The 26,345-nt window shown below is 40.8% G+C and carries 22 protein-coding genes; 18 read left to right on the top strand and 4 right to left on the bottom strand.

The window, feature by feature from the left end:
* A complete protein-coding gene (locus tag ABD985_RS14005; protein WP_345372738.1) occupies nucleotides 1–1,200 on the top strand; it encodes a hypothetical protein in 1,200 nt (399 codons plus the stop codon).
* 170 nt (nucleotides 1,201–1,370) lie between these two features.
* Here the strand turns inward: ABD985_RS14005 and ABD985_RS14000 are convergent, their stop codons facing one another.
* Nucleotides 1,371–3,389: an alpha-amylase family glycosyl hydrolase gene (locus ABD985_RS14000; RefSeq protein ID WP_345372737.1), complete on the bottom strand. Its 2,019-nt coding sequence runs from the start codon at nucleotides 3,387–3,389 to the stop codon at nucleotides 1,371–1,373.
* A 359-nt stretch (nucleotides 3,390–3,748) separates the two neighbouring features.
* Here ABD985_RS14000 and rpe point away from each other — a divergent pair, with 359 nt between their 5' ends.
* The 3 genes from rpe (at nucleotide 3,749) to ABD985_RS13985 (ending at nucleotide 6,546) form a co-directional block, all read left to right on the top strand.
* Nucleotides 3,749–4,396, top strand: coding sequence for a ribulose-phosphate 3-epimerase (rpe, locus tag ABD985_RS13995; protein ID WP_345372735.1), 648 nt, complete (start codon nucleotides 3,749–3,751; stop codon nucleotides 4,394–4,396).
* A 230-nt stretch (nucleotides 4,397–4,626) separates the two neighbouring features.
* A complete protein-coding gene (locus ABD985_RS13990; protein ID WP_345372733.1) occupies nucleotides 4,627–5,901 on the top strand; it encodes an aspartate kinase in 1,275 nt (424 codons plus the stop codon).
* Nucleotides 5,902–6,141: 240 nt separating this feature from the next.
* Nucleotides 6,142–6,546 carry a hypothetical protein gene (locus ABD985_RS13985; protein WP_345372732.1) on the top strand — a complete coding sequence of 135 codons (405 nt, stop codon included), beginning with the start codon at nucleotides 6,142–6,144 and terminating at the stop codon, nucleotides 6,544–6,546.
* Nucleotides 6,547–6,613: 67 nt separating this feature from the next.
* On the opposite strand, the gene ABD985_RS13980 is transcribed toward ABD985_RS13985, so the two are convergent.
* The gene (locus tag ABD985_RS13980; RefSeq protein WP_345372730.1) at nucleotides 6,614–7,153 is read right to left on the bottom strand and encodes a hypothetical protein; all 540 of its coding nucleotides are present in this window, start codon (nucleotides 7,151–7,153) and stop codon (nucleotides 6,614–6,616) included.
* 162 nt (nucleotides 7,154–7,315) lie between these two features.
* Between ABD985_RS13980 and ABD985_RS13975 the strand changes: the two genes are divergently transcribed.
* Nucleotides 7,316–8,875, top strand: coding sequence for a glycoside hydrolase family 10-like protein (locus tag ABD985_RS13975; protein WP_345372729.1), 1,560 nt, complete (start codon nucleotides 7,316–7,318; stop codon nucleotides 8,873–8,875).
* A gap of 177 nt (nucleotides 8,876–9,052) precedes the next feature.
* Entirely contained in the window at nucleotides 9,053–10,447 is a 1,395-nt protein-coding gene (locus tag ABD985_RS13970) for a type III PLP-dependent enzyme domain-containing protein (protein WP_345372727.1), read from the top strand.
* Nucleotides 10,448–10,604: 157 nt separating this feature from the next.
* On the opposite strand, the gene ABD985_RS13965 is transcribed toward ABD985_RS13970, so the two are convergent.
* The gene (locus ABD985_RS13965; RefSeq protein WP_345372725.1) at nucleotides 10,605–12,887 is read right to left on the bottom strand and encodes a DUF3836 domain-containing protein; all 2,283 of its coding nucleotides are present in this window, start codon (nucleotides 12,885–12,887) and stop codon (nucleotides 10,605–10,607) included.
* Nucleotides 12,888–13,618: 731 nt separating this feature from the next.
* On the opposite strand from ABD985_RS13965, the gene bioD reads away from it, so the two are divergent.
* The 10 genes from bioD to ABD985_RS13915 all read left to right on the top strand — a co-directional run bounded on the left by bioD (nucleotide 13,619) and on the right by ABD985_RS13915 (nucleotide 22,495).
* On the top strand, nucleotides 13,619–14,236 hold the full coding sequence (gene bioD / locus ABD985_RS13960; protein WP_345372724.1) for a dethiobiotin synthase: 618 nt from the start codon (nucleotides 13,619–13,621) through the stop codon (nucleotides 14,234–14,236).
* A gap of 8 nt (nucleotides 14,237–14,244) precedes the next feature.
* Entirely contained in the window at nucleotides 14,245–15,519 is a 1,275-nt protein-coding gene (bioA, locus tag ABD985_RS13955) for an adenosylmethionine--8-amino-7-oxononanoate transaminase (protein WP_345372722.1), read from the top strand.
* 340 nt (nucleotides 15,520–15,859) lie between these two features.
* Complete coding sequence (locus ABD985_RS13950; protein WP_345372720.1) at nucleotides 15,860–17,047, top strand: aminotransferase class I/II-fold pyridoxal phosphate-dependent enzyme; 1,188 nt, start codon at nucleotides 15,860–15,862, stop codon at nucleotides 17,045–17,047.
* A gap of 21 nt (nucleotides 17,048–17,068) precedes the next feature.
* The gene (locus tag ABD985_RS13945) at nucleotides 17,069–17,785 is read left to right on the top strand and encodes a pimeloyl-ACP methyl esterase BioG family protein (RefSeq protein WP_345372718.1); all 717 of its coding nucleotides are present in this window, start codon (nucleotides 17,069–17,071) and stop codon (nucleotides 17,783–17,785) included.
* Complete coding sequence (gene bioC, locus ABD985_RS13940; protein WP_345372716.1) at nucleotides 17,766–18,524, top strand: malonyl-ACP O-methyltransferase BioC; 759 nt, start codon at nucleotides 17,766–17,768, stop codon at nucleotides 18,522–18,524. The genes ABD985_RS13945 and bioC overlap by 20 nt, the downstream gene beginning before the upstream one ends.
* A 24-nt stretch (nucleotides 18,525–18,548) precedes the next feature.
* Nucleotides 18,549–19,535 (top strand): biotin synthase BioB, encoded by a 987-nt coding sequence (gene bioB, locus ABD985_RS13935; RefSeq protein WP_345372714.1) that lies wholly within the window; start codon nucleotides 18,549–18,551, stop codon nucleotides 19,533–19,535.
* Between the two features lie 111 nt (nucleotides 19,536–19,646).
* Nucleotides 19,647–20,726, top strand: coding sequence for a hypothetical protein (locus tag ABD985_RS13930; protein ID WP_345372712.1), 1,080 nt, complete (start codon nucleotides 19,647–19,649; stop codon nucleotides 20,724–20,726).
* Nucleotides 20,727–20,841: 115 nt separating this feature from the next.
* Entirely contained in the window at nucleotides 20,842–21,792 is a 951-nt protein-coding gene (gene rlmF, locus ABD985_RS13925; protein ID WP_345372711.1) for a 23S rRNA (adenine(1618)-N(6))-methyltransferase RlmF, read from the top strand.
* A 61-nt stretch (nucleotides 21,793–21,853) separates the two neighbouring features.
* Nucleotides 21,854–22,135 (top strand): DUF427 domain-containing protein, encoded by a 282-nt coding sequence (locus tag ABD985_RS13920; RefSeq protein WP_345372709.1) that lies wholly within the window; start codon nucleotides 21,854–21,856, stop codon nucleotides 22,133–22,135.
* A gap of 60 nt (nucleotides 22,136–22,195) precedes the next feature.
* Nucleotides 22,196–22,495: a hypothetical protein gene (locus tag ABD985_RS13915; protein ID WP_345372708.1), complete on the top strand. Its 300-nt coding sequence runs from the start codon at nucleotides 22,196–22,198 to the stop codon at nucleotides 22,493–22,495.
* Between the two features lie 128 nt (nucleotides 22,496–22,623).
* Here the strand turns inward: ABD985_RS13915 and ABD985_RS13910 are convergent, their stop codons facing one another.
* Complete coding sequence (locus ABD985_RS13910) at nucleotides 22,624–23,508, bottom strand: MBL fold metallo-hydrolase (RefSeq protein ID WP_345372706.1); 885 nt, start codon at nucleotides 23,506–23,508, stop codon at nucleotides 22,624–22,626.
* Between the two features lie 130 nt (nucleotides 23,509–23,638).
* Here ABD985_RS13910 and ABD985_RS13905 point away from each other — a divergent pair, with 130 nt between their 5' ends.
* Both ABD985_RS13905 and ABD985_RS13900 read left to right on the top strand, forming a co-directional pair.
* The gene (locus ABD985_RS13905) at nucleotides 23,639–24,001 is read left to right on the top strand and encodes a hypothetical protein (protein ID WP_345372704.1); all 363 of its coding nucleotides are present in this window, start codon (nucleotides 23,639–23,641) and stop codon (nucleotides 23,999–24,001) included.
* Between the two features lie 237 nt (nucleotides 24,002–24,238).
* Nucleotides 24,239–25,903, top strand: a complete 1,665-nt coding sequence (locus ABD985_RS13900; RefSeq protein WP_345372702.1) for a hypothetical protein — start codon at nucleotides 24,239–24,241, stop codon at nucleotides 25,901–25,903.
* Nucleotides 25,904–26,345: the final 442 nt, after the last annotated feature.

Genomic DNA, 26,345 nt, shown 5'->3' with positions numbered 1-26,345 from the left:
ATGAGAAAATATTTCAGCTCCCTCTTTCACTCCACCTTACTCAATATGATGGTGGGTTCCTTATTACTATTAATCATAGTTAGTGACTCCTTGGCTTTTTCCTTGCCTACATTTCTGTTACTATCAGGTGCTAACTATGGCCTTTGGAGACGAAAAAAGGCCTCCATACTCAACGGAGCAGTTTTATCGGCCTGGACTATATTACTACTATCGGTATTCGTATCACTGACTTTTCTTACCGATGACTCTTGGGACGCTTCCCTAGGTGCACTATTCACTGCAGGACTCAGTGTATTCTTCTTAAGAAAGCAATACAAACGAAAGAAAGCTCGCTTCTATCTCACCCTATACCACTTCTCCCTTAACCTAGCGGTTATTGAGGGAATTGCTTTCATCATCACACTTTCCGAATTAGGCGATATAGAAACACTTATCGTACACACTGTACTCATTACACTATTGAGTATACTGATCATATTTAGCAAAAAGAAAAGGACTCACTATCAAGGAATAGAGGATTTCAAAACGGATGCTTTACCAACACCTGAGGAGCTTAAAAAACGATTTGAGAAAATTCCTAAAAAACTGATTACGAACGTTAAATTACTCTGTAGACAAAAAGTAGAAGGAGCGCTACTACACAAAAAATTCTCTCAAGAAGATATTGCATGGCTTCTAAAAATGCATCAAGCCTTTTCGTTAAGCGAGCAAAACTATCTTCCTAAACGAAAGCTATTACAGCTCAATGAACTGATCACACAAAAGTCTTTAACGGAAAAGCAACTTCCCCATTATGATGACAGGGCATTCAACCTGCAGAACATTCAGCTTCACAATGAAATTGAACTTCCTGTAGAAACGGTAGCAAAAGAAGAGACTGTACATTTCAGAGCCAATGTCAAACTGGAACGTCCCTATCAAACACAGGCACATCGTTCACCTTTAAAGAAAAAAGGTATTGACCAGCTATCGTATGTACAACAAAAGAAAGGAACACTCTATCTTTCCTCTCAACAAATGGTCTTTGATAGTCCTTCCAAAGACCCTATATGTGTACCTTTACAAGATGTTATCGCACTAAAAACCATTGCCAAGAACGGTGTAAAAGTACATACAAAAAATGGGGACTATGCTTTTCAGCTCCCCAAGTATCAAGTTCCCTTTTTTCAAGGTATCCTACATTTGTTGTTGAATCGTTGAATTTCAGCAGCAAGCTGCTGAGTTGAATTGAGCTTCGCTCGTTGATTCGAGTTGAACTGTTTTTTTTTTTGAGGAGGGTAGTACCTTTTTTCAATCAACAATTCAACTCGAATCAACGAGCGAAGCTCAATTCAACTTACCGAAGGTAAAATTCAACGATTCAACAATATTTATCCGATCTTTTTCATAACCAATGCAGTACGATTGGTATTGTAGATCTTCAGCTTTTTATTTCCATCCGTAAAGAAATGATTCCCTGGCTCAATGCGCTCGAAGCCACCGAAATCTAACGCATCAGTATTCAATATAATTTGATACTCTCCTTCTTCCGGCACACTAAATTCATAGTCCATTACAGAATGATCTGGATGGAAATTGAAGATAAACAACAGCTCTCCCCTTGTAAAGATGATCGTCTTATTGTCAGAATCAATATTAAGCATCTCTACATCTTTACTCTGTAGTACGTGATACTGTTGTAGCATATGCACCATTGCCTTATCAAATGCATTCAACTTTTGGTAACGCAAGAAACCATTATCTGCTAACGACCATTGTCTTCTAGCATATTGATGGCTCCATCCATTTCCTTCCCTAGGAAAATCTACCCATTCTGGATGTCCAAACTCATTACCGATGAAGTTCAAATACCCATCACCTCCCAATGAGGACGTAAACAAACGGATCATTTTATGTAACGCTATACCGCGGTCGATCACCAAGCTTTCGCTGGCGTTATCCATTCCCCAGTACATTTCTTTGTCCATTAACCAGAAAGCAATGGTCTTATCACCTACTAAAGCCTGATCATGAGATTCACAGTAAGCCACTGTCTTCTCATTCCAACGGCGGTTAGTCATCACACTCCAGAAGTCCCACATATTCCATTGCTCATCCTCCTGCTCCTCCAGCACTTTAATCCAGAAATCCGGAATACCCATACCCAGACGATAATCAAATCCTACTCCTCCTTCTAGCACTGGACGTCCCAATCCTGGCATTCCACTTACATCTTCTGCAATGGTAATACAACCAGGCTTCACTTCATGCGCCAATGTATTGGCCAGTTGCAAATAAGTTAAAGCCTCAATATCTACCTGCATTCCAAAGTAATCATCATAGCTATTAAAGGCTGCATGTCCATGGTGATGGTATAACATAGAAGTTACTCCATCAAAGCGGAAACCATCAAAGTGGAACTCCTCTAGCCAATAGCGAACATTGGACAATAGGAACTGTAATACTTCCCATTTGCCGTAGTTGAATAGCTTGGAATCCCAATCCGGGTGCTCACCTTTTCCTTCACTGTGGAAGTACTGGTAATCGGTACCGTCAAACTCCGTCAAGCCTTCATTGAAGTTTTTTACCGCATGGGAGTGTACAATATCCATGATTACGGCAATCCCCATCTCATGGGCCTTTCTGATCAAGCTTTTCAGATCCTCTGGTGTACCAAAACGAGAAGTTACCGCAAAGAAGCTCGATACATGATACCCAAAAGAAGCATAATAAGGGTGCTCCTGCACCGCCATCATTTGTATGGTATTATATCCTAAATCCTTGATTCTTGGTAAAACGTTCTTCTCAAACTCTTTATAGGTCCCCACCCCTTCTTTCTCTTGTGCCATTCCAATATGACACTCGTAAATGATGGGATTCTCAATAGAACGAGGATCAAAGTTATCACCTTTCCAATCGAAAGAAATTGGAGGTGTCCACACCTGTGCTGAAAAGTTCGGGCTATCAGCATCTTGCTCTACGCGTCGAATCATGGCAGGAATACGTTCATGTACTCCATTCTCTCCATGTACGACCACTTTTACTTTTCCGCCATGTACGAATGTTTGAGAATAAGTCGTATGGTCTAAAAAAATCTCCCATACCCCGTCTTCCCTCATCACCAATGGATGGGAATCTTTTCTCCAGTTATTGAACTCTCCGGTAAGGTAAAGGGCGTGTGCTTTTGGAGCCCATTCTCTATACCACCATCCATTTGCCGAGATATCATAGTTGATTCCCAGAAAATGATGCGCTCCTGCCATATCGTACAGGGAGCCATAGTTTTCTTCTAGTTGTGTTTTTAAGTTTTGGTATCGTTTAATTCGGTTCGCTATCTCTTCTTCGTGTGGTTCTAGCCATGGGTCATCCACCACCAACTGTGGTACCTGTCGCTTTTCTGATGTTTTCATAAGTGGATCAATCTTAGTAAGGATTCAGTATGGAAAATTTGATTTGTTCTGTGGTTTGAGCGTGCTCGGAATACCTATTCAGTCATAACCTGACTTGAATAAAATCCTCTAATCAATGTAAATCGTATGAAAGTACTTAAAATATTCACATAAAATAAAGTACTAATACCACTTTTTAAACTAAAGAATACAGCGCAATGACAAATATCCCTATAATTGTCCCAAATTGGAGAGAGTTTATTGAATTTAATCATGATTCGGTTGGAATTCACCAATAGAAATATTCTATCTTTGCGTTATTCTATGCTATAAGCAAAGGATATTCAATATTTAAATCATAACCATACAGATACACCAACATGAAAACATTGATTGCCCCATCGGTACTTGCCGCTGATTTTGCAAATCTGCAAAGAGATGTAGAAATGATTAATGGCAGTGAAGCTGACTTCTTCCACATTGACATTATGGACGGCGCCTTCGTTCCTAATATTTCTTTTGGGTTGCCGGTATGTGCGGCGATCAATAAGCACGCAAAGAAGCCATTGGATGTACACTTGATGATCAACAACCCGGATCAGTACCTGGAAGCATTCAGAGATGCTGGTGCCGAGTGGATTTCTGTTCACCTGGAGGCTTGTACACACTTGCACAGAACTATTCAGCGCATCAAAGAATTAGGTTGTAAAGCAGGGGTAGCTATCAATCCTCATACTAGCGTTACCTTACTGGAGGATATCATTACAGAACTTGACTATGTATGTATCATGTCTGTAAACCCTGGTTTTGGTGGACAAAAGTTCATTGAAAAAACCTACGATAAAGTAAGACAACTAAAAGCCATCATCACAGAAGCTGGTGCTAATACCCTTATTGAAATTGACGGAGGTGTAGACAATAGCAACGCAGCAGCTTTGGTAGAAGCAGGAGCTAGCATTTTGGTTGCAGGAAGCTATGTATTTAAGCACGAAGACCCTAAAGAAGCGATTCGTTTGATTAAAGGATAGTTATTAGGGGTTGGGGATTAGAACTTAGGAATTATAATCGGTTATCGGTTAAGATAATATATTTAAGTGATCAACGATAAGCGATAAGCAATAACCGATAAACCACTGAACACTAATCCCTAACTTCTAACCCCTAACAACTAAACACCTCCCTCCCCATTACCAACCAATACCATTAAAGACTTATCAATCCTACTATCTCATTCACAAACAATAAAATCCGATAATTTATGAAAATCTTTAAATTTGGTGGTGCTTCGATCAAAGACCCTGAAGCCGTTAGAAATGTTAGAAGAGTTATCAATGATTTTTCCGATAAGAAAGAGCTGCTTGTTGTCGTCTCTGCTATGGGAAAAACAACCAATAAGCTAGAAGAAATTCTCTCTGCACAACAAAAGGGGGGAGATTATGCAACACCTATGGAAGAGTTAAAGGCTTTTCACATGGACATTGCCAATGCGCTTTTTGAAAACAAGGAAGCTACTATCTTCAAGCGTATTGAGAAAATCTTCTACTTGCTAGAGCAAAACTTGATTGCTACTTACGAGGACGCAGACGAGCACTATGATCAGATTGTCTCTTTCGGGGAGCTATTATCTTCTCATATTATTGCCGCTTATCTGAATCAGGAAAATATTCCTACACAGTTTATTGATGCTCGTATTTATATTCAAACGAACGAAAACTGGAGAGAAGGACAGGTAGATCTGGACTGGTCAGAGAAAATGGTTAAAGCGGAGCTACCTCCTATCCTGGAAAACCATGTCATCATCACACAAGGATTTATTGGCGGCACCATCAGTAACAAAACCACTACGCTAGGAAGAGAAGGTTCTGACTATAGTGCAGCCATCTTCGGATACTGCCTGGACGCTGAGGATGTAACAATATGGAAAGATGTTCCGGGTATTATGAACGCAGATCCTAAGCGTGTACCTGAAGCTATATTATTTGACCAACTGTCTTATAAATTTGCCGCAGAGATGACTTACTATGGAGCTTCTGTGATCCACCCTAAGACTATTCGTCCTTTGGCGGTCAAACAGATTCCTTTAAAAGTAAAATCATTTATCAAGCCGGAAGACCAAGGCACAATCATTGGCAACTTTAAGAGCCATACCACACAGCCGGCTATTATTTTCAAGAAAAAGCAATCCTTGATCACTTTTGAGGAGAAGGATTTCTTGAATGTCAACCGCGCCAATATAGCGTCGATCTTCAACGAACTGGCAAGACATCACGTTAACATAAACTTGATGCGTAACAGCGCCCTGTCTATACAGATTTGTACAGACACACGTCCTGTCAAATTTGAAAGAGTGATTCATGTCCTGCAGGATCATTTCAATATCACTGTAGAAGATGGTATGGAACTGGTTACCTTAAGAAACTACAACGAGGAAACAATCCGACAAGCAAGACTGGACTCTGATGAAATCATGATGGAACAGAAAGCCGAGCAAAACTTCCAGATTGTTCGTAGGGCAGTCGTCCTAGAAGATTAAAAGATATAAGGTAAGAGGTAATAAGTAAAAGGTATAAGGTAGTTAAACTTTATACCTTTTACCTTTTACTTATTATCTGATGTTCGGGCGACCACGTGGGGTCGCCCCTACTTTACCTTTTACCTTTTACCTTTTACCTTTTACCTTTTACCTTAAAATTGCTTTAATCCTTTCCCTTTTGCTACGATCCTCTTACCTTTATTGCGTAATTGAGTAACACCATTATAAATACTACGAACAATGAACACAGAGGAGATCAATAAGGCTTTAGTGGCCATCATCGAGAAAAAATCTGAACTGAACAGCCTAAGCTACGAAGATGAAAAGTATGACGATTTGGAGGATGAGCTACATGACCTGGAAGATGATTTTGTCAGCGATTATGGAGACGCATTAGAGGATATCCTAATGGATGTTCATGATGAAATTTGCCCGGATACAGACGTACTTTCTCCTCTAAGCTATATTGGGCAAAAGTATATCAAGAATGGGGAAGATTCTTATGAGGTAGACTATCAGCAAGGAGTGTATGTTGAGGTAGATGACTACATTGACAAACCAACCAAATTGGTTTTCTTGCCAAACCCATTCAGAATATTCCTGAACATCGATCGTCAAAATAGAGAGCTTGTTTGGCCATTATAATTAAAAAACCCAGTAGCCCTACTTCTGCAGAACTACTGGGTTTTTTAATTTACATTCTCTTGAGCACTTAAGGGTTCTTCAATTGAACCTTCCCGCTCAACCCTACCTCTAGAGGAAAAATCAATGATTTGTTGACCACCGCCTCCACTTCATAAACTGCATTTCTTGAGAATATCACCTCTCGCACATTGGTCGTTTGCAAGTTCAATGGAACCACCTGCTCTCCGTCCAAAATAATTTCTGGCAAGGTTCCTACTAACAATCGTTCATTTCCATCTGTCAGATAAACGGACAACGTATCTATATTCCACAAGGTACAGTCAGAAGGGGCCACGATTTCAGCCAATAGTAAGGTATAGTTTACCGTTGCAATATCTTCCTCCTCGTTTAGGTTAATTTCCAAAACGCTATCGGCATTAAACAATGTGGTTGTTGCCGTAACTTGTACAGTCCTCCCTGATGGAGTTCCTAGAGGAAGTACGATATTTCCTTCAAAATCCACATTTGCCAGCAACAGTTGATCATAAGCATCTGAAAAGCAAGAAGGTAAAAAAAGTGAGAAGCCAATCAAGGCGATCCAAGTAAAAACGGTCTGTAATCGGAACATACAAAAATTTAAGTAATTCTTTTAAAACTATACGATAGGTGCATTTTTTTTACTTTATTTTGCCAATATAAAAGCTATTTTATAAGATTAACAATTAAGTTGGGGGCTTTACCACTTTAGCTTTAACCATAGACCTTCAATACGCGCGAATTACAATAACGAATGCAGCTTTATAAATATTACAGAGTCCTGACTACTCTACTATTATTACTTTTTACAAGCCCTTTGTGGGCACAATATGCCTATCCCAAAAGAGAGTTCAGAGGCGTTTGGGTAGCTACACTTGACAATATTGACTGGCCCTCCAAGCAAGGTTTGAGTGCCGATGAGCAAAAAAAAGAATTCATCAGCCTATTGGATTTTCACAAACTCAATGGGATGAATGCCGTTATTGTACAGGTCCGTTCAGAAGGCGATGCCCTCTACCCAAGTAAGTATACTCCTTGGTCCAAGTCTCTATCAGGTAAACAAGGCGTTTCCCCTACTCCTTACTATAACCCGCTACGCTTTATGATCTCAGAGGCGCATAAAAGGGGGATGGAGTTTCATGCATGGATCAATCCCTTCCGTGCTTTATCCAACTATGTCAATGAAGACCCTGCCTACAATCATATTACCCGTAGTCACCCTGAATGGATCATTACTTATGGAGACCTCAAAATCATCAACCCGGGCATCCCGGCTGCTCGTAGGCATATTATAAAAGTCATTAAGGAACTCTTAATGGACTATGATATTGATGCCCTTCACATTGACGACTACTTCTACCCTTACCCTATCAAAGGAGCCTCTCTAAGTGACTATAGCACCTACAAAACCTATCGGGGAGCTTACAGTAATATCGCTGATTGGAGAAGACACAATATCAATGAGTTTATTAAAGATGTGCATGAAGTCATTGTCAAAAACAAGCCTATGGTAAAGTTTGGCGTGAGTCCTTTTGGGGTATGGAGGAATCAAAAAGAAAGCAAAGCCGGTTCCCCTACCAACTCAGCTTATACATGCTACGATCACCTTTACGCCGATACGCGCTTATGGCTACAGAAAGGTTGGATTGACTATATCGCTCCTCAGGCATACCAAAACACCTCCCATAAACGTATTCCTTATCAACCACTTATTGAATGGTGGGCAAAAAACACCTTTGGAAAACATCTTTACGTAGGCCACGCCACTTACAGGGTAGGAAACAAGTATGAAGATGGATGGGATAGCAACAAGGAAATCCCGACACAAGTCCGTATCAATCGTTCCAATAAGGCTCATGGAAGTATTATGTACAATTCCAGTTCTTTATTAATGAACCGACAACATGTTACCGACTCTATTCGCAATAACCTGTTTTATGTTCCGGCACTACCTCCCCGTATGCCTTGGATTGACAACGTCCCTCCCAATAAGCCCTATAACGTGCAAGTAAGTCAAACTACGAAAGGGGTAGTACTTACCTGGCAGGCTCCTATACGTGCAAGCGATGGAGATACTCCCTCTTATTACGTCATCTACAGCACCAAAAGCCGTAAACCAGACATTAATAATCCACTGGACATCCTTGCGGTCATTCCGGCCTCTCAACGCTATTATTTTGACACCGAAGCCCGTAGTACCAATTCTTTTTACTATGCGATTACTAGTTTAGATCGATTGTTTAATGAAAGTATTCCTGTAATCCCAGATAATAAGAAAAATAAGAATAGTGCAGTGATTACTTCCGGAAGATAATCCCTCCATTATGGATTATAAATATTTTCATTTTGTTAAATAAATATCTAAAGATTATTAACTATACTTGCGCCCCTTAATAAGTAGCATTACTGAAAGGGTGTGTTTATATATCGGAAACAGGAAAGTCCTGCTTCCGAGGGTTTGTTTTTTATTTTCCTTAGGTTTAAAAATAAAATGAATAAATACTGGGATCTTATCACACATACCTTCTACTTCCCCAACGAGGATTTTCAAGTTGAAGGTAACGAATTATCATTTCACGGCATTCCCATGATGGAGATGGTCAAAAAATATGGCACTCCACTCAAAATCTCTTATTTGCCAAAAATCAGCTCACAAATACAAAGGGCTAGAAAGATCTTTCAGGATGCCATCAACACCCTGGACTATCAAGGCAAGTACGTTTATGCCTATTGTACCAAGTCGAATCACTTTAAGTTTGTACTGGAAAAAGCCTTGGATGAAAACTGTCAGTTGGAAACTTCTTCCGCCTATGACATCAACATCATCTTAAGCCTGTACAAGGAGGGTAAAATTGACAAGGACATTCTGATTCTCTGCAATGGCTATAAGCCTAGAAACTATCAGAAGGCAGTGGTTGACCTGATCAATTCAGGCTTCACCAACTGTATTCCTATCCTGGACAACGTAGAGGAAATTGACTATTACCTGGAACACATAGAAAACAAGTTTCAGGTAGGGATGCGTGTAGCAGCCGATGAGGAGCCTGACTTTGGTGTATACACCTCCAGAATGGGTATACGTTACAAGAAAATCCTATCTCTCTACAAAGAAAAGATACAAAATAACGATAAGGTCGATCTCAAACTGATCCACTACTTTATCAACTCCGGTATTCGAGACTCTCAGTATTACTGGAACGAACTGACCAAGTTTGTCAATAAATACTGTGAGTTAAAAGAAATCTGTGACACCATTGACAGTATCGACATTGGTGGAGGATTCCCTATCGTTTACTCATTGGGTATGGAGTATGATCATGCTTATATGGCAGAGTCCATTGTCAAGATCATTAAGGAGCAATGCGATAACTACAACGTTGCCACTCCAAATATCATTACGGAATTTGGTAGTTATACGGTAGGAGAAACAGGGGTAACCCTTTATTCTATCCTGGAACAAAAATTACAGAATGACAAGGAGCTATGGTACATTATTGATGGCTCATTGATCACACATATTCCAGATACCTGGGGAAAGAGTCATAAGTTTGTGATGCTAGCCCTGAATCATTGGGACAAGAACCATACGCAAGTACATCTCGGTGGGATCACTTGTGACTCCGATGATTACTATAATTCTGAGGCACACAATGCTAACATCTACCTCCCATCATTTGATCGGGACAAAGGAGAGCAGCTCTATATTGGGTTCTTCCATACGGGTGCCTATCAGGAATCACTAGCAGGCTACGGAGGAACTTCCCACTGCCTGATTCCAGATCCTCGTCATATTGTTATTGATAAGGATGAAAATGGTAATCTGGTAGACTATATGTATAGGGATCATCAGTCTCATGAAGATATGTTGAAAATTCTAGGCTACTAATACTTTGTTGAATCGTTGAATCGTTGAATTTCACCTTTGGTGAGTTGATTCGAGTTGATTTGTTGAGTGAATTAAATCAGCAAACAAATCAACTCGATTCAACGAGCGAAGCTCAATTCAACGAATCAACGATTCAACAAAGGATTATAACTAAGACCTAACGAATGAGTAATCTCAACGTACTCACCTGCCCATTCTGCTTTATTACCTTTAAGAAATACATTCCTTCCTGCAGCGCTCCTGCTGAATACTTCCCATGGACATTAGGCGCTAACTCCTTAATTAATCGACCATTTAAGTCATAAAGCTGTAAGGCTAATATATCTACGTCACCCTTTAGGCTAAAAATATTCTGTATAGGATTAGGGTATATCGCTAGCTTCTCATCAATAGAACCTACTTCCACGCCAACAACTTGTTCCATTACCTGTATACAAGAAGACTGCTGTATACAATTACCCTTTTTCACCTCCAAGGCGTAAACCCCACTTTGAGCAGGCTTAAAAGATGGTGCTGTAGCTCCATCCACTCTCATCCTCAGGTCACAGTTCCACCATTGATAGCTAATGCCCTCTTCCTCTACCAATAATATCACGGACAATTCCTTTTCCTCCTGCACTACTTCCTTGATAAAGTCCCCTTCACAAACCGTAGCTTCTGAAGTATAGCGTCTTAATCGACTATAATTATTCCAATCAGCCGCCGCCTCACTCCATACCTGTTGCTCTTGTTCTACCAACACCTGCTGTTCATCATAACGGAAAAATTCTTGTAATTGGCTTTGCCACTGTTGAGTTGTCATATCCCAAAGAGATACTACCACCTTGGCCAATAATGACTCTCCCTCATAAGTAAATACTTGTCGCAACTCAAAAGACCAATCAGCCTGATTGTTATCCCATTTGTACTTTATAAAATCATCCAATTGCCCATCCGGTCGATAAAGCGCTTCCTCCCTTGAAATACCTTTCCATTGCTTTGTTTGCCTATCCCAATTATACGTATGGTAAGCAGATAAAAAATCATTTTGATCAAACCCCACTTGCAATTTTTCATAATTAACCCAGTCACCGTTCTGCTCCTCCCATACTTGTCTGACATTTTCTATAACCCTCCCTTTTTCATCATACTGCCATGTACTTTGTGCATATCCTATCCAACCTGTGTCAACTGACCATTCAGCATAAGAAGCTTCACGCAACAACTCTCCCTTTTCACTATAAACCTTTTCCTTTTTTTCTTTCCCTGCCCAATCACTAATACTTTTTCTCCATAGATAATGCTCTTCCCCTCCATCATACCCCCTTATATCCTGAAAACGATAAATTTTATATTTTTTCTGCCATTGCTCTGCTTCTTGATCCCACTGAAACTCCAATTGAACTTGCCTATCCGTAGAGTCCTGTAAAAGGATCTGATAAAAAGGACTCCATCCCTCCGTTCCCGTTTCCTGTTGATAGACCATTACTTGACTTAATGCTGTATCTTGATACTTATAAATATACTGCTCTACTTCCTCCAAACGAGCATATTCTTCATTCCTCTTCAGCACATTATGTTTCAATAGTTTTTGCTGAGTATCATAAGTATAATCCTCCCCTCTATACTGCAGCCAGCCCTCTCCATCCCACTCAAAGAAATTTTTCTTCTCTATCTTATCTGCTTGGGTGTATTTCATTGTTTTTTTATAGGTACCCAACCACTGTTGAAGCTCCTTATCCCATGTATAGTTCAATTCACTCAATAGCATACTACTAGAACTATACGTCAATACTTCTTTGACCCTCAGGTCCCAATCCCATTGCTTATTATCCCAAATAGCATACTCATACAGCACCCTATTCCCATGTTCATCAAAAGCATACTGAAAGCGCATATCTCCTTCCCAGGATTGTCTCTCCATATTCCAATAATAAAAAGCCATCAAAATAACCTGTCCATTGTCATCATAATCGTATTCGGCCATTTCCTCCGGCTTCCATCCTATGCCGGCAATTCGAGTAAAATTAATTTGCCTTATCGGTTCATTTGAGGAATTATAATGTAATTCTACTTTTTGGGTAGCACTCCAACTTCTTTTTTGAATACTATATTCCTCATAAAAAACACTATCTATCCGAGAGTCTATGGCTTCTGCAATCCGTAGCCCCCCTCCTTTCAAATAAGATTTCTTCATCCAATTGGGCTTATGTAAGATTTCAACCTTATCCACACTGTTATGATGAATATTAAATAGTGTTTCTGGGAGAACAGGTCTTTGAAAGGTCCCCTCTTCATACTTACTTACCTTGATAATCTTTGACAATTCTGAATACTGTTTTTCTTTTTGAAATTGTATCTGATCAATCAATTCTAATTCTGCCGCTGGATTGTTTTGGGCATACATCCATTGCGGAATCAACAAAACACTCAGCAAAAGTGCTATGATTCTAATTTCCATAAGATAGTTAAATAAAGTCTGTAATTACCCACTACTATTTGACTCAGAGCTTTTATTTAGTGGGCTTTTTATCGGATTTACTAACTAAGGAAAATATAATAAGAGTCATTTCAAATGTACATGTACTCTATGTGTGTAAGATTTTTATATAGTTGTTATTTTTTCCCCAACCTCAACGGTGAGAAAGACCAATATTATTTATTCAACCGATTAACCAACCTCCTTTTTCTACTCACACCACCCGAGTGTGATTAAGATTGAAAAAATAACTGTCATACTACTAGCCAGCTCTGTTGATCCGTTGAATCGTTGAATCGTTGAATTGAGCTTCGCTCGTTGATTCGAGTTGAACCGTTGATTGATAATAAATATATGTACTCATACAACTTATCAACTCGAATCAACTCGAATCAACTCACCAAAGGTGAAATTCAACGATTCAACGGTTCAACAAAGATGTTGGGTAGTATGACGGTTATTTATTCAACGTTAATAACACTCGGCAAAAGTACTTTTAGGTCGTATCACTACATGACATGCGGAACGCTACGACCAGTATCTCATAATTTTTCATTCTTCATTCTTCATTAAATTAGATGGTTATGCTCCTTCCTACTACTCACAATCCCTCTCTCATACCCTCCATTTAAACAGAAATACTCTCTACATTAACAAAATCATAATTGATCTGTTATATTTGGCATCGAATTGACTAAACAAACAAGGAACCTATGAGAATATTTGTAACCGCCATTCATACGGACAGTGGGAAAACTCTGTGCAGTGCCATACTCACAGAAGCGCTCCAAGCCGACTACTGGAAGCCTGTACAATCAGGGTACCCTAGAGATACGGAATCCGTTAAGGAGCTTGTATCAAATACTACTTCGACCTTTTATCCTGAACAATACTTATTGACCGAACCGATGTCTCCACACGCCTCTGCGCGTATTGATGGGGTCACAATCGATCTGGATCAAATCACCTTACCAGACGCAAATAATCTGGTCGTAGAAGGAGCTGGCGGACTGATGGTCCCCCTCAATGATGAAGAATATATTGTGGATCTCATAGAGAAACTACAAATCCCTGTCATACTAATATCCAACTTATACTTAGGAAGCATCAATCATTCCTTGCTTTCGATCAATGAACTAAAGCGACGTAATATTCCTGTGGCCGGTATTATTTTTAATGGAGACAGTAACCCAGAATCTGAGCGCATTATAGAAGCTCACAGTGGCTACCCTGTACTGTTAAGAGTGCCGACGCTAAAAGAGGTTACTCCAGAAACCGTCAAACAATATGCAGCAATCCTCGCTGAAAATCTTTCTGAACTGAACAAATAAACAAACGGATGCAAAGCTTACTCGCTAAAGATAAACAATATGTATGGCACCCTTTCACCCCTCAGAAAAGCACCTTAGAGATGCTTCCTGTAAAGCGTGCCAAAGGATGTGTCATTGAATTGGAAGACGGACGAAAAATCATTGATGCGATCTCATCCTGGTGGGTCAACACTCACGGTCATAGCAATGAATATATCGCCGATGCGCTCAGCAAGCAAGCACGTACACTGGAGCACGTGATCTTTGCAGGATTCACCCATGAACCTGCTATCACCCTTTCAGAACGTCTGATCAATATTCTACCAAGCAAGCAGGCCAAGGTCTTTTTCTCTGACAATGGCAGTACTTCTACAGAGGTAGCCATGAAGATGGCCTTGCAGTACTTTTGGAACAAGCAGGAAAAAAATAGAAAGAAAATAGTCGCCATTGACGGTTCTTACCATGGCGATACTTTTGGGGCCATGTCTGCGGGCGACCGCAATGCCTTCAGTGCGCCTTTCGCTCCTTACCTGTTTGATGTATCCTTCATTCCATTTCCGGGAGGAGACCAGGCTAATACCGCTATTGAAGCTTTTGAGGCATTAGCAAAAACGGGAGAAGTAGCTGCCTTTATCTATGAGCCATTAGTACAGGGATCGGCAGGTATGCGTATGTACACCCCTGAAACGCTTAATACACTCATCAAAATTGCCCATAAGTACGGCGTACTTTGTATCGCTGATGAGGTAATGACCGGCTTTGGACGTACCGGCAAGTATTTCTCTTCCTTGCATATGGAAGAGCAACCTGACATTATGTGTCTGAGCAAGGGACTAACGGGAGGTACGATGGCCCTAGGGTTGACAACCTGTACTCAGGAAGTCTATGAAGCCTACCTAGTGGATGACATTATGAAAACCTTCTTCCACGGGCATTCTTTCACGGGTAACCCTCTAGCTTGTGCTGTTGCTAATGCCAGCTTGGATTTACTCCTTTCCGAGGAGTGCCAAAGCAACCTTCGTCGCATCGAAGAACGACACGCAGCTTTTGCAGAGAAGGCAAAGGGCTTTAAAAATGCCTGTAACATTCGTCAAAGAGGCACTATCCTTGCCCTAGATTTTGACACCCAGGAAGAATCTTCTTATTTTAATCAAAAAAGAGATTTTTTATACGAAACTTGTATTAGCAAAGGTGTACTTTTAAGGCCCCTTGGTAACGTGATTTACGTTCTTCCTCCTTATGTCATTACGGATGAGGAGTTGGAGCAAGTTTACGGGGTTATCGAGCATCTTTTCAATCTGTAATTTACCGTTTACCGCTTATTGTTTATCGTTTAAACCTTTTCATTAAGAGTATCTAAGATAAATAATAAGCGATAAGCGATAAAAACAAATCACTTATGTTGAATTTTAAGCGTTGGTCCAGAAAGAGTTACGCCCTATTCCGCACCCTTGGCAAAGAAGTGCGTATAGGACGCCTTTCCGTGTCCATACTGGAGGCACAAGCCAGTATGGTTCGGAGATGGACGCGCTATATCCAATTTATCAGTGATTTTAATACGAGAAGGCTAATCTACCTATGGTTAAACCGGTGGGAGTTTCTGTTATGTGTACACAGAAAGCAACACCTTAATGGGAATTGCATATGAACGGATGGACTCAAGAATTGGAACGTTCCCTTCAAACCCTGGAGGAAGCGGATATGCTTCGTTCCCTAAATACTACCACTGTATTGGACGGAGCACATATTGCCCACGAAGGAAAAAAGTACTTCAACCTCATCTCCAACGATTATCTATCGCTGGCCTCTGACCCGAACTTGCAGGAACAATTCTATGCCCAGCAGCAGGATTGTCCACAAGCATACCGGACCAGTGCCACCGCCTCCAGACTACTGGGTGGAAATCACCTCCCTTATGAAGCACTGGAGCAAAGCATTTCCCGCCGCTATCAAAAACCCGCTGCCTTGTTCTATAACAGCGGTTATCATGCTAATCTGGGTATCCTTCCAGCACTTGCAGAAAAAGGAGACCTGATTCTTTCTGACAAGCTCAATCATGCCAGTATGATTGATGGTATGCGACTATCTGCCGCTGACCTGATTCGTTACCGCCACCTGGATTACGAGCATCTGGAAAAAATTCTCCAACAGAAACGTCATCTTTATAAGAGAGTATTTATCGTTACTGAATCGATCTTTAGTATGGATGGAGACATTGCCGATTTAGCTACTCTTGTACGCCTCAAGCAGGCCTATGATACTTTACTTTATGTAGATGAGGCTCATGCTGTAGGTACCTCTGGTTCCTTGGGAATGGGCGAAGCTGAGCAACAAGGTGTGATCGCTGACATCGACCTATTGTTATGTCCTCTAGGAAAAGCGATGGCTTCCTATGGCGCATGGCTGGTTTGTGAGCAAGCTGTAAAGGATATACTGGTCAATAGAAGCAGAACACTCATCTTTTCAACGGCACTACCCCCTGTTAATATTCATTGGACAGCTTACATCTGGGAGCGAATGCCTTCTTTTAATGATAAACGGGAACAATTAAAGAATACCAGTCAATTGGTACGAGAAGCAATTGCTCATCTAGGGTATGAAATGCCTTCACAAAGCCATATTGTACCGATCATTACCGGAGAAGTCAGTCATACCGTGGCACTGGCCAATCAACTCAAGGAAGAAGGTTTCTGGGTACTTCCGGTACGACCACCAACGGTACCCAAGGGGAAAGCCCGACTTCGAATGTCTATTACCGACAGCATGAACATAGAGGACTTCACTCCTTTATTCCAGCTATTGGAAAAGACAACTACCTTCAAGAAACCGTAAACTGACTGACGACATTATATCATGGAGAAATCATTTCAACATCAGTGGCTATACAAGAATCATCAAGAACACCTGATCGTATTTTTATGCGGATGGGGGCAAGACGCTATTCCTTTTCAGTCTTTAGATAGTAAAGGAACAGACGTATTGATGATTTATGATTATACATTCACAGACATCAACACTTTTCAAGATGAGCTAACTATTCTTCTAGAGGGGTATACTCAACGTTCCCTTATCGCCTGGTCTATGGGCGTATGGGTGGGCATGCAGCTATCAAAAGAGCTACTTGATATCTTCCAGCATAAAATAGCCATCAATGGCACAGGAGCCCCTATTCATGATGAATGGGGAATTCCGGTCAGTATCTTTGAAGGTACCACTTCCCATTTTTCAGTCAGCAACCGACACAAGTTCTTCCGACGCATGTGTGGTACCAGCTTCCAGCAATTTACAGCCAATGCACCTGAACGCTCATTGGAAAATCAATTGGAAGAACTGCATTATTTCTTAGACAAAAAATCATCTATTAGCACATCCAAAGATGTATATGATATCGCCCTGATTAGTGATAAAGATTTGATTTTCCCTACAGGAAATCAACAAGCCTATTGGGAGCATATTGGCACAAAGACATTACCAATTCAGCAATCCTCCCACTTTCCTTTTTATCAATGGAAATACTGGGAAGATATTTTAACCTTAAGCACTACAGCCCATGATCACCCAGCACATTAACAAACCTCTGGTCGCCCAAAAATTTGAGGCGAGTATGAAGACCTATGTCAAGGAAGCATCCGTACAGCAAAACATTGCTCATACGCTATTTCGCTTGTTAGACAAGGTTCCTTTTACGTCAGAACGTATTCTGGAAATTGGTTGCGGTACCGGTTTTTTAAGTAAAAAAATCAGCACCCTTCCCTATCGTACACTCTACCTGAATGACCTTGTTCCAGCGGCGGTCTCTTACTGTCAACATATCTATCAGGATGCACTTCCTCTTCCTGGTGATATTGAACAAGAGGTGACCTTGCCGGAGCACCTGGACCTCATTCTAAGCAGCTCGGCCTTACAATGGATTGAGGATCTCCCGACTTTTTTGCAAAAGATTCACACCCAATTAAAAACAGGGGGCACCTTCGCATTTTCTACATTTGGTCCAATGAATATGCAAGAAATCAAAACCCTAACTGGTAAAGGGCTGCATTATTGGGATATGGAAGGATTAACAGCGCTTTTGGAAACAGAATTTGAAATCTGCCTAGCTCAGGAAGAAATCCTCAGCAAGACATTTTCCAATCCTATAGAAGTACTAAAACACATTAAGAAAACAGGTGTAGGAGGCACGGCAAACGAACGATGGGGAAAGCAAGATCTACTACACTTTCAAGAGGAATACAACAGACAATTCAAGAATAAAAATCAAGAAGTAATATTAACTTATCACCCTATATATATCATTGTAAAGAAAAAATAAATCTATTTAAACTGAATACACATCATGAACGATTTTAAAATTAGAAACGACTGGAGCAGAGAGGAGATTGCAGCGATCTACAATATGCCCATTATGGACTTGATTTATAGAGCGGCTACGGTACACCGTCATTATCAAAATGCCAATGAAGTACAGGTATGTACGCTACTTTCTGTTAAAACTGGAGGGTGTAAAGAAGATTGCTCTTACTGTTCACAGTCTGCTAGATATAAGACCAATGTCACTCCTGAAAAAATGATGACTGTTGAGGATGTGTTGGACAAAGCCAAGGCAGCCAAAGACAGCGGCAGTACGCGTTTCTGTATGGGTACAGCTTGGAGAGAAGTACGTGAAAACGAGCACTTCGAGCGCATTACAGAGATGATCAGCAATATCAATGATATGGGTATGGAAGTATGTTGTACCCTTGGAATGCTATCGGAAGATCAAGCAGTACAATTGAAGAAAGCAGGACTTCATGCTTATAACCATAATATTGATACTAGCCGTGAGTACTACGACAAAGTAATTACTACCCGTACTTTTGATGACCGTTTGGAAACTATCAAAAATGTACAAAAAGCGGATATCCACGTTTGTTCCGGAGGGATCATTGGCTTGGGAGAAACTACAGAGGACCGTATCAGCATGTTGCATACGCTATCTACCCTAGAAAAACACCCTGAATCTGTTCCTGTGAACGCATTGGTTGCTGTAGAAGGGACACCAATGGAAAATCAAGAGCGTGTACCGGTATGGGACATGGTTCGTATGATTGCAACAGCACGTATCCTTATCCCTAAGGCAATGGTTCGTCTATCTGCTGGTCGTCTGGAAATGCCTATCGCTGAGCAAGCACTTTGCTTCTTGGCTGGCGCAAGCTCTATCTTCGCTGGAGATAAGCTACTGACCACTCCAAACCCAGAAGTGGACCAAGACCAGATGATGTTTGACCTACTAGGACTACAGCCTAGACAGGCCTTTAAGGAAAATGCAGCAGTAGAGCTGTAAGCTTATATTAAGTTTGGGGCGACCACAAGGGTATTCCTACTTTTAGATTGTAGTGGGGCGACCACAAGGGTCGCCCTTACCTTTTACCTTTTACCTTTTACCTTTTACCTTTTGAGACCTTATCTATTCTTTCTTTTTTGCTTTCTGTCGATCACTACTCTCCGTGCTCAGGAGGAGTCAGACGAAGCCTTCCTACTAGATTTCCTTCAAAAAAATCCTGAAAAAATCAGTCTTATTATCTCCATCAATGACACCACCGAGATTGCCCAACAACCAACCCTGATGGCTCCAACAGGTAATTTGTACAACCTATTTATCGCCATTGCTTATGCACAGCAAGCCGCCCAAAGAACCATAGAGCCAGAAGCTCCTTTGGACATTCAAAATATTCGTCAGTACAATCTTCATAACCCTGGTTTTGATGCCTGGGAACAATACATTCGGATTTACAAAAAACTAAGAGGGAATAGAATCCGCACCAAAGATGTAGCAGCCGGTATGATGGCCTTCAGTCTGGATCCATGCAGTGAATACCTCATGGACCAAATAGGGATCAATAGAATTGAGCAGGAAATCACAAAGCTTCCTTGGGTTCCCAAACAAACATATCATTACCCTGTCTCAGGAAAAGTTGTTGGCTTCAACCCTACACAGGTATCTCCTGAACAATATATCCGTACCCTCCCCAACACTTCTAATGAGACCTTCGGACAAATGAGTGAGGAGGTCCATCAAAACCTTCAAAAAGGGTACACATCAATCTATGATAGTTTATTGATTAATGCAGAGCAATACCATAAAGAGTACCTCATGCTCTGGTATGATCGGGCACCGCATTATACTCCTGAGGTATTCCTCAAAACACTCCACCATATCAACCGCAGGACCTATTTCTCCAAAGAGGTTTTCCGTCCCTTGATCTATGCACTGGAAAGTACTCCAATGAAATCTCCTGAAATTCAACGTTCTTTTTCATACTGTGGTTTTTTGAGTAGCAGCACCCCTACTTCCTTGTCTATCGCTATTTACGGTAAAACAAAAAGTGGTCAACACGTAGAACTGGTCTGTGTATTTCAGCAACTCAGCAGAAAAGAACATATTGATTTATCTGCCCTGATGCATGATTTTGCATTTGAGCTTATTGAAGAGCCTATATTCCGTGAAAAAATACAATCTTTGCTCTCAAAATAATGTGTGGTATCATATGGATAAAGGTTGAAGGAAGAAGGATAAAGGATTACACACAATACTTAAATCCTTTATCCTTCTTCCTTTATCTTTCATCTTACTTCTCCTAATCAATCCTATGAAAGCAGCAGCATCCCCTAAGAAAGCATTACATCCTCGCAACCTGCATGCAGAGGGATATCCCCTTGCGGCATTAGTCGAAACCTACCCTCCTCTAAAAGATTACCTTATCTCTACCATTGGTGGTGAAGAAAGTATTGACTTTTCTAATCCTGATGCGGTGGTGGCGCTCAACAAAGCTTTACTACTACACTATTACGATATAGAGGAATGGGAGCTTCCAAAAGGCTACCTTTGTCCTCCTATCCCCGGAAGAGCTGATTACATACATTACGCTGCAGACCTACTGGCAGATGATCTTGATGGAAAGGTTCCCAAGGGAAATACGGTACATGTACTGGATATAGGCACAGGAGCAAACTGTATCTATCCTATTCTAGGAAATCGTATCTACGGTTGGTCCTTTGTAGGGGTAGAACTGGAGCAAGGAGCCTTAGAAATCGCTCAAAAAAATAGCACTTCCCCCTCCCTAAAAGGGGGTATTACATTAAGAAAACAGCCCTCTGCAGCCGGGGTGATAGAAGGCGCTATTCTTGAAGGAGACCACTTTGCCCTCTCGATGTGCAACCCTCCTTTTTACAGTTCTAAAGAGGAAGCCGAGAAGACTAACCTACGCAAGCAACGTAAGCTTTCGGGAAAATCCTCCAAGGAGGTACACCTCAACTTCGGTGGACAAAGCAACGAGCTATGGACCAAAGGAGGAGAAGCCCTCTTTCTAAAAAAAATGATTAAGCAAAGTACTTCCTATAAAGAAAACTGTCTATGGTTTACCTCTTTGGTTTCGAGAAAGGAGCACCTACCAAAACTTGAGCAATTACTCAAAAAAGCTAAAGCAGTGGAAGTAAAAACTGTTGTCATGACACAAGGACAAAAAGAAAGTCGCTTCATTGCCTGGACCTTTTTGAATCAAGCAGAAAGAAATGCATGGTGGAAGGATAGACAAGATTAATCTCCTTGTTTACTCCGTTGATATATAGTATTTTCCTATATGATCTAACCCTATCTATACTATGAAAGCAATCTGGAATAATCAAGTCATCGCGGAAAGCGAGCAAACTATTGTCATAGAAGGAAATCATTATTTCCCTCCTGAATCCATTCGGGAAGAATACTTTAAGGACAATAGTACACATACGGTATGCCCGTGGAAAGGTACGGCTTCCTATTATGACCTTCACGTCGGAGGAAAAGAAAATGAAGGTGCTGCTTGGTTCTATCCTGAACCCAGTGAACTAGCCAAGCAAATTAAAAATTATGTTGCCTTCTGGAAAGGAGTGGAAATCACAGAATAATACTACTGTAAACCAAAGTATTCCATGACTTGTTAGGTAGTTGAAGGTCAGCACAATAATATGAGTATAGTGAAAGATCTAGCTCATCAGATGCTGCCTCATCGAATCAAAACGCATCTTACCCCAAAGACGATGGAACGTTTCAAAGGATTACTAAAGGAAATTACAGATTTAACATTCAAGATTGAACGTGATTATCCAGAGCTGTATCAGTACTTGGATGAGAACCCTATTACAATAGGTAACTCTCCTCACCCTTCTTTGGACTTGCAAACCATGAAGAATTATTTGGAGAGCTTGAAAACAATGTTAGAACGACATATTGATTCCCATACAGGGAATAATAAGGCAGCTAGTTAAATGTGGATGAAGGATGAAGGATGAAGGATGAAGGATGAAGGATGAAGGATGAAGGATGAAGGATGAAGGATGAATTTAATTATTCATTCTTCATTCTTCATTATCATTCATTCTTTTAATTTACCGTCCTACGCATCCTTCTTTCCCCAATACCTCATCAACCCCGCTACGCTCATCCAACAAGGATTCGCTGCGGCATACTGTGCCACCATGGCATCATCTGCTCCGCAAGACTTTAAGTTTTCCTGCTCCCATTCATCGAACAAGGGTGTCATCTCTCCGGCCTCTATCCCCTTATCCATTTGCTCCTTGATCCAGTTAGCTATCTTGTGCATATGTTCTTCTACCTGATCGAGGTGCTCTTTGATCTGTACGATTTCTCCATAATGGGTTAGGAACAATTTCTCAATGTGCATTCCTCGAATCATATCCAAAGAGTTCTTCCATTTTTCTAAACTGATATCTGGTGGCGGGCAAGGAGCTACCGCAGGGCCATCTCCTATCTTCACTCCGGCCACATCTCCCGTAAACAAAATTTCGTGGATCTGCCAGGCGATATGGTGATTCGCATGTCCCGGAGTATGCCATCCGATAATCTCCATACTACCAATATGGATACTATCTCCGTGGCCCACCTCCACAATTTGCTCTTCAGGAATCGCTTTCATATCAGACCACAGGCGCTCCATATCCTCCTTATATATTCTCTTAGCAGAAGCCATTAACTTGGAAGGATCTGCCATATGTTTCTTCCCGAAAGGGTGCATATAAATTTTTGCACCATGCTCTGCAAGCTTCCAGGCAGCACCCGCGTGGTCCAAGTGAATATGCGTAATGAAAACATGTTTTATCTCTTCAATCTTATGTCCGTGCTCCTCAACACCTTTTTTCAACTGAGGATACGTAGAATAGGGACCCGTTTCAATTAGGATAGGTCCAGCATCCGTTTCTACTAGAAAAGCAGCTATAGCATGCTCATTTTCCAGAAAATGTAAATCAATGGTATAGATCATAACTTAGGGGACTATTAAAAATTTTTCCAGTACAATATTTGCTTGGCATTATACAATCGACTAAACTTAAACTGATATAAATATACCAATTGTCCAAGAATTTATTTCAAAAGCTTAATCTCAAAACAATATGAGTAATCTTAAAGATCTGTTTTCTGGAGTTATCCAAAAGCTCAACGATACAGCAATTGACTTGACAACCCTTGATGTGACTACTGTTACGGGTGACCTTACCCATCACATCAACGACGAAGGGGGAATTGATTTCAAGAATATCCTGAACGAAATCAAAACCAAAGGTGGTAAAACAGAAGGTGAGTTAAAGCTATTAGCAGCTACTCACATTGATTTTGACCATGATACATTCAACTTCGTAAAAGAACAACTAACAGACCAAGAAAAAGAGCTACTAGGCACACATGTGTTGATGATTGAACAAGCACAAAAGGCTAGAGCGGCCATGTTCTCTTTTATGCAGGAAATCCTTAACTAAAATTTCCTGACAATCTTGCTAGTACTATTGGTGTGTAGTCCTCGCCTGAGACGCAATGCCATCAATTTAAGGAAATAGTACATGTAGAAAGCGTAGTGCAAACTCGCTTCAGGTCGTAGGGAGGACCCTACGACCAGTTTCTACCTTTTTACTTTCAGCTTAAGTTGACAGCATTGGGGTCGCCCCTACCGTTACCTTTTACCTTTTACTTATTACCTTTTACCTTTTACTTCTATCATGGAATTACTGGATGCGCTCAATGAACAAATAGACCTCTCTGCTCCAAAGAAAACTGCTGCTACTAAAAAAATAACGTTCATTGCTCCTCTTAAAGAACTAGGATATCTTCCTTCTGATTATCAAGTAGAAGATCGAGATCAATTAAAACAAGGCATTCAACAGTTTCGAGCAGAGTATCAAAAAGCAAAGCTTCTGGAGCAAGACTTCCTGTTTGAAGAGGATGTCGATATGGAAGCCCAAAAATATACGCTCAATCCTATCGAAGTAAAGCTACTGCATTCCATGCTTAGTTTAGAGGGAGAGTTCCGCATCCCTGTAATTCCTACAGAAGGAGTTCTATCGATTAGCAGCAGGGTTACCCACTATCGATTGGATGTCCTAGACCTATTGGATGGACATGCAGGAAATCCTTTTTCTCAACAAAGCCTAGAGGCTATTCATAAACTAAAGTTATGGCTTCCTGATGAGAGTACAGAAACATTAGTACGTAAAACGGCCAATATCCGACAACTTACCAAAGAAATTCTTCAAGGAGATTATTGTCAGGAACATCATCCCATTGCTTTTTTCCGCTATCAGGATGAGCAAATTGAAAAGCCTGCCAATAGTGTCGCCTTTAATCGAAAACTAAAAGATGTCCTTAGTGGGAAAGGCTTTAGAGCACTCAATAAAGTTCTTAAACTAAGAAAAACCGCCAATAAGGATAAACGAGATTTTGATTACATACAGGGACTTGAAAATAACAAAGGAAACTACTTCCTGATCAGACTACTGCAAGTATGGCAATGGATGGAGGGTACCTATCAAGGTAAACTGGACAATCAGGTCAAACAAGCAACCTATCAATCCATCGTTACAGTTTGTGAGCGAGAAGAAATCCCTTTAGAGCAAGTCATCAATTATATGGGAGAAGATTACTGGGCCTTAAATATACAGTATCTTCTAAGAGATATGAGTGAGGAAGAAGAAACAGAAGCGGTCACTTCCACTACTAGTGCTTTAGAGAGTATCGCTACCTTGATTGAGAATCAACTTGACCGAGCAGAAGACCGACTAGAAGCCGAACAATTGCTTCGCTCAGAATGGGCCAATAAAGCCAAAGCACTGGCGGAGCAATCTGCCTTAGGACAAAGAGCCTATTACGGTATCAAGACCCTGACACAATCTGTTATAAAAGGATTAAAATGGTTAATCAGAAAAACCAGAGAGATTGTTCTAAAAGCCAAAGAAGTGGTTTCAAAACTCTTGGAAACACTGGAAGGGGCCATTCTTGCTTTACAGGAAGAAGTACAGGAAGGGTTGCTCATTTTACGCCAAGGACTCAACTTTATCCTTAAAGACAAATTTGTGAGAACCACAGATCAGAGCGGCAAAACACTTTTATTCTCTCACTTTGACAGTGACTTTGATTGCACCACCTTTGCCTCTCCTACGCTAAACAAGGAAGCGTTGCAGCAACATTTACAACAAGCAGATCAGAAAGTCAATGGGCTACAACTCAGTATGAAGCTACTCGGCAGAATCATTAAATGGGTTATCACGTATTCCAATCCAGTAGGTTGGGTAAGATTAATGCTGCAGATTGCGATGTCCTTGCGAAAAATTCTTCAAGAAATGATCGCTCGGAAAAGCAGTAAAATCCAATATGCGATTGAATTTTAATATCGTAGGGGCAATCCCAATGCTGTCAATTTAAGCTAAGAACTGGTCGTAGCATCCTCGCTACGACTAAAATCATAACTTGAGCGTCCTCGCTCAAGGCCTTAAAAACGGGAGCGAGGACGCTCCCATTATGTTTAAGTCTTAGCCTGGAGGCTAAGACTAGTGTCTACCTTTTCTTAAATTGACAACATTGGGGGCGCCCCCACGTGGTCGCCCCAACACAGGTAGTAGGTAAAAGGTAAGTTAATTAGGGTTTTGTTACGATTCATTAAATTATAGGACTTTTTCAATAACTTTTATTCTTTTATAATCGTACATCCTTATTGGGTTTACCATCTACTGCCCGTAGCGTCCACGCTACGAGTATAACATAATTTGAGCATCTTCGCTCAAATGTAAAGGCAAGCGTGGACGCTTGCACTATGCTTTAGTCGTAGCGAAG

It is taken from the genome of Algivirga pacifica (genome assembly GCF_039543525.1).
GTDB classification, from domain to species: Bacteria; Bacteroidota; Bacteroidia; order Cytophagales; family Flammeovirgaceae; genus Algivirga; species Algivirga pacifica.
The sequence above is the reverse complement of the archived record's forward strand: the minus strand, read 5'-3'. Positions and strand labels throughout refer to the sequence as shown.

Bases quoted from the DNA above. Each gene is read 5' to 3' on its own strand.
- bioD (WP_345372724.1), top strand. From the start codon at position 13,619: ATGAGAATATTTGTAACCGCCATTCATACGGACAGTGGGAAAACTCTG.
- ABD985_RS13985 (WP_345372732.1), top strand. From the start codon at position 6,142: ATGAACACAGAGGAGATCAATAAGGCTTTAGTGGCCATCATCGAGAAA.
- bioC (WP_345372716.1), top strand. From the start codon at position 17,766: ATGATCACCCAGCACATTAACAAACCTCTGGTCGCCCAAAAATTTGAG.
- ABD985_RS13950 (WP_345372720.1), top strand. From the start codon at position 15,860: ATGAACGGATGGACTCAAGAATTGGAACGTTCCCTTCAAACCCTGGAG.
- ABD985_RS13990 (WP_345372733.1), top strand. From the start codon at position 4,627: ATGAAAATCTTTAAATTTGGTGGTGCTTCGATCAAAGACCCTGAAGCC.
- ABD985_RS14000 (WP_345372737.1), bottom strand. From the start codon at position 3,389: ATGAAAACATCAGAAAAGCGACAGGTACCACAGTTGGTGGTGGATGAC.
- ABD985_RS14005 (WP_345372738.1), top strand. From the start codon at position 1: ATGAGAAAATATTTCAGCTCCCTCTTTCACTCCACCTTACTCAATATG.
- ABD985_RS13915 (WP_345372708.1), top strand. From the start codon at position 22,196: ATGAGTATAGTGAAAGATCTAGCTCATCAGATGCTGCCTCATCGAATC.
- ABD985_RS13980 (WP_345372730.1), bottom strand. From the start codon at position 7,153: ATGTTCCGATTACAGACCGTTTTTACTTGGATCGCCTTGATTGGCTTC.
- rlmF (WP_345372711.1), top strand. From the start codon at position 20,842: ATGAAAGCAGCAGCATCCCCTAAGAAAGCATTACATCCTCGCAACCTG.
- rpe (WP_345372735.1), top strand. From the start codon at position 3,749: ATGAAAACATTGATTGCCCCATCGGTACTTGCCGCTGATTTTGCAAAT.
- ABD985_RS13970 (WP_345372727.1), top strand. From the start codon at position 9,053: ATGAATAAATACTGGGATCTTATCACACATACCTTCTACTTCCCCAAC.
- ABD985_RS13900 (WP_345372702.1), top strand. From the start codon at position 24,239: ATGGAATTACTGGATGCGCTCAATGAACAAATAGACCTCTCTGCTCCA.
- ABD985_RS13920 (WP_345372709.1), top strand. From the start codon at position 21,854: ATGAAAGCAATCTGGAATAATCAAGTCATCGCGGAAAGCGAGCAAACT.
- bioA (WP_345372722.1), top strand. From the start codon at position 14,245: ATGCAAAGCTTACTCGCTAAAGATAAACAATATGTATGGCACCCTTTC.
- ABD985_RS13975 (WP_345372729.1), top strand. From the start codon at position 7,316: ATGCAGCTTTATAAATATTACAGAGTCCTGACTACTCTACTATTATTA.
- ABD985_RS13945 (WP_345372718.1), top strand. From the start codon at position 17,069: ATGGAGAAATCATTTCAACATCAGTGGCTATACAAGAATCATCAAGAA.
- ABD985_RS13910 (WP_345372706.1), bottom strand. From the start codon at position 23,508: ATGATCTATACCATTGATTTACATTTTCTGGAAAATGAGCATGCTATA.
- bioB (WP_345372714.1), top strand. From the start codon at position 18,549: ATGAACGATTTTAAAATTAGAAACGACTGGAGCAGAGAGGAGATTGCA.
- ABD985_RS13965 (WP_345372725.1), bottom strand. From the start codon at position 12,887: ATGGAAATTAGAATCATAGCACTTTTGCTGAGTGTTTTGTTGATTCCG.
- ABD985_RS13905 (WP_345372704.1), top strand. From the start codon at position 23,639: ATGAGTAATCTTAAAGATCTGTTTTCTGGAGTTATCCAAAAGCTCAAC.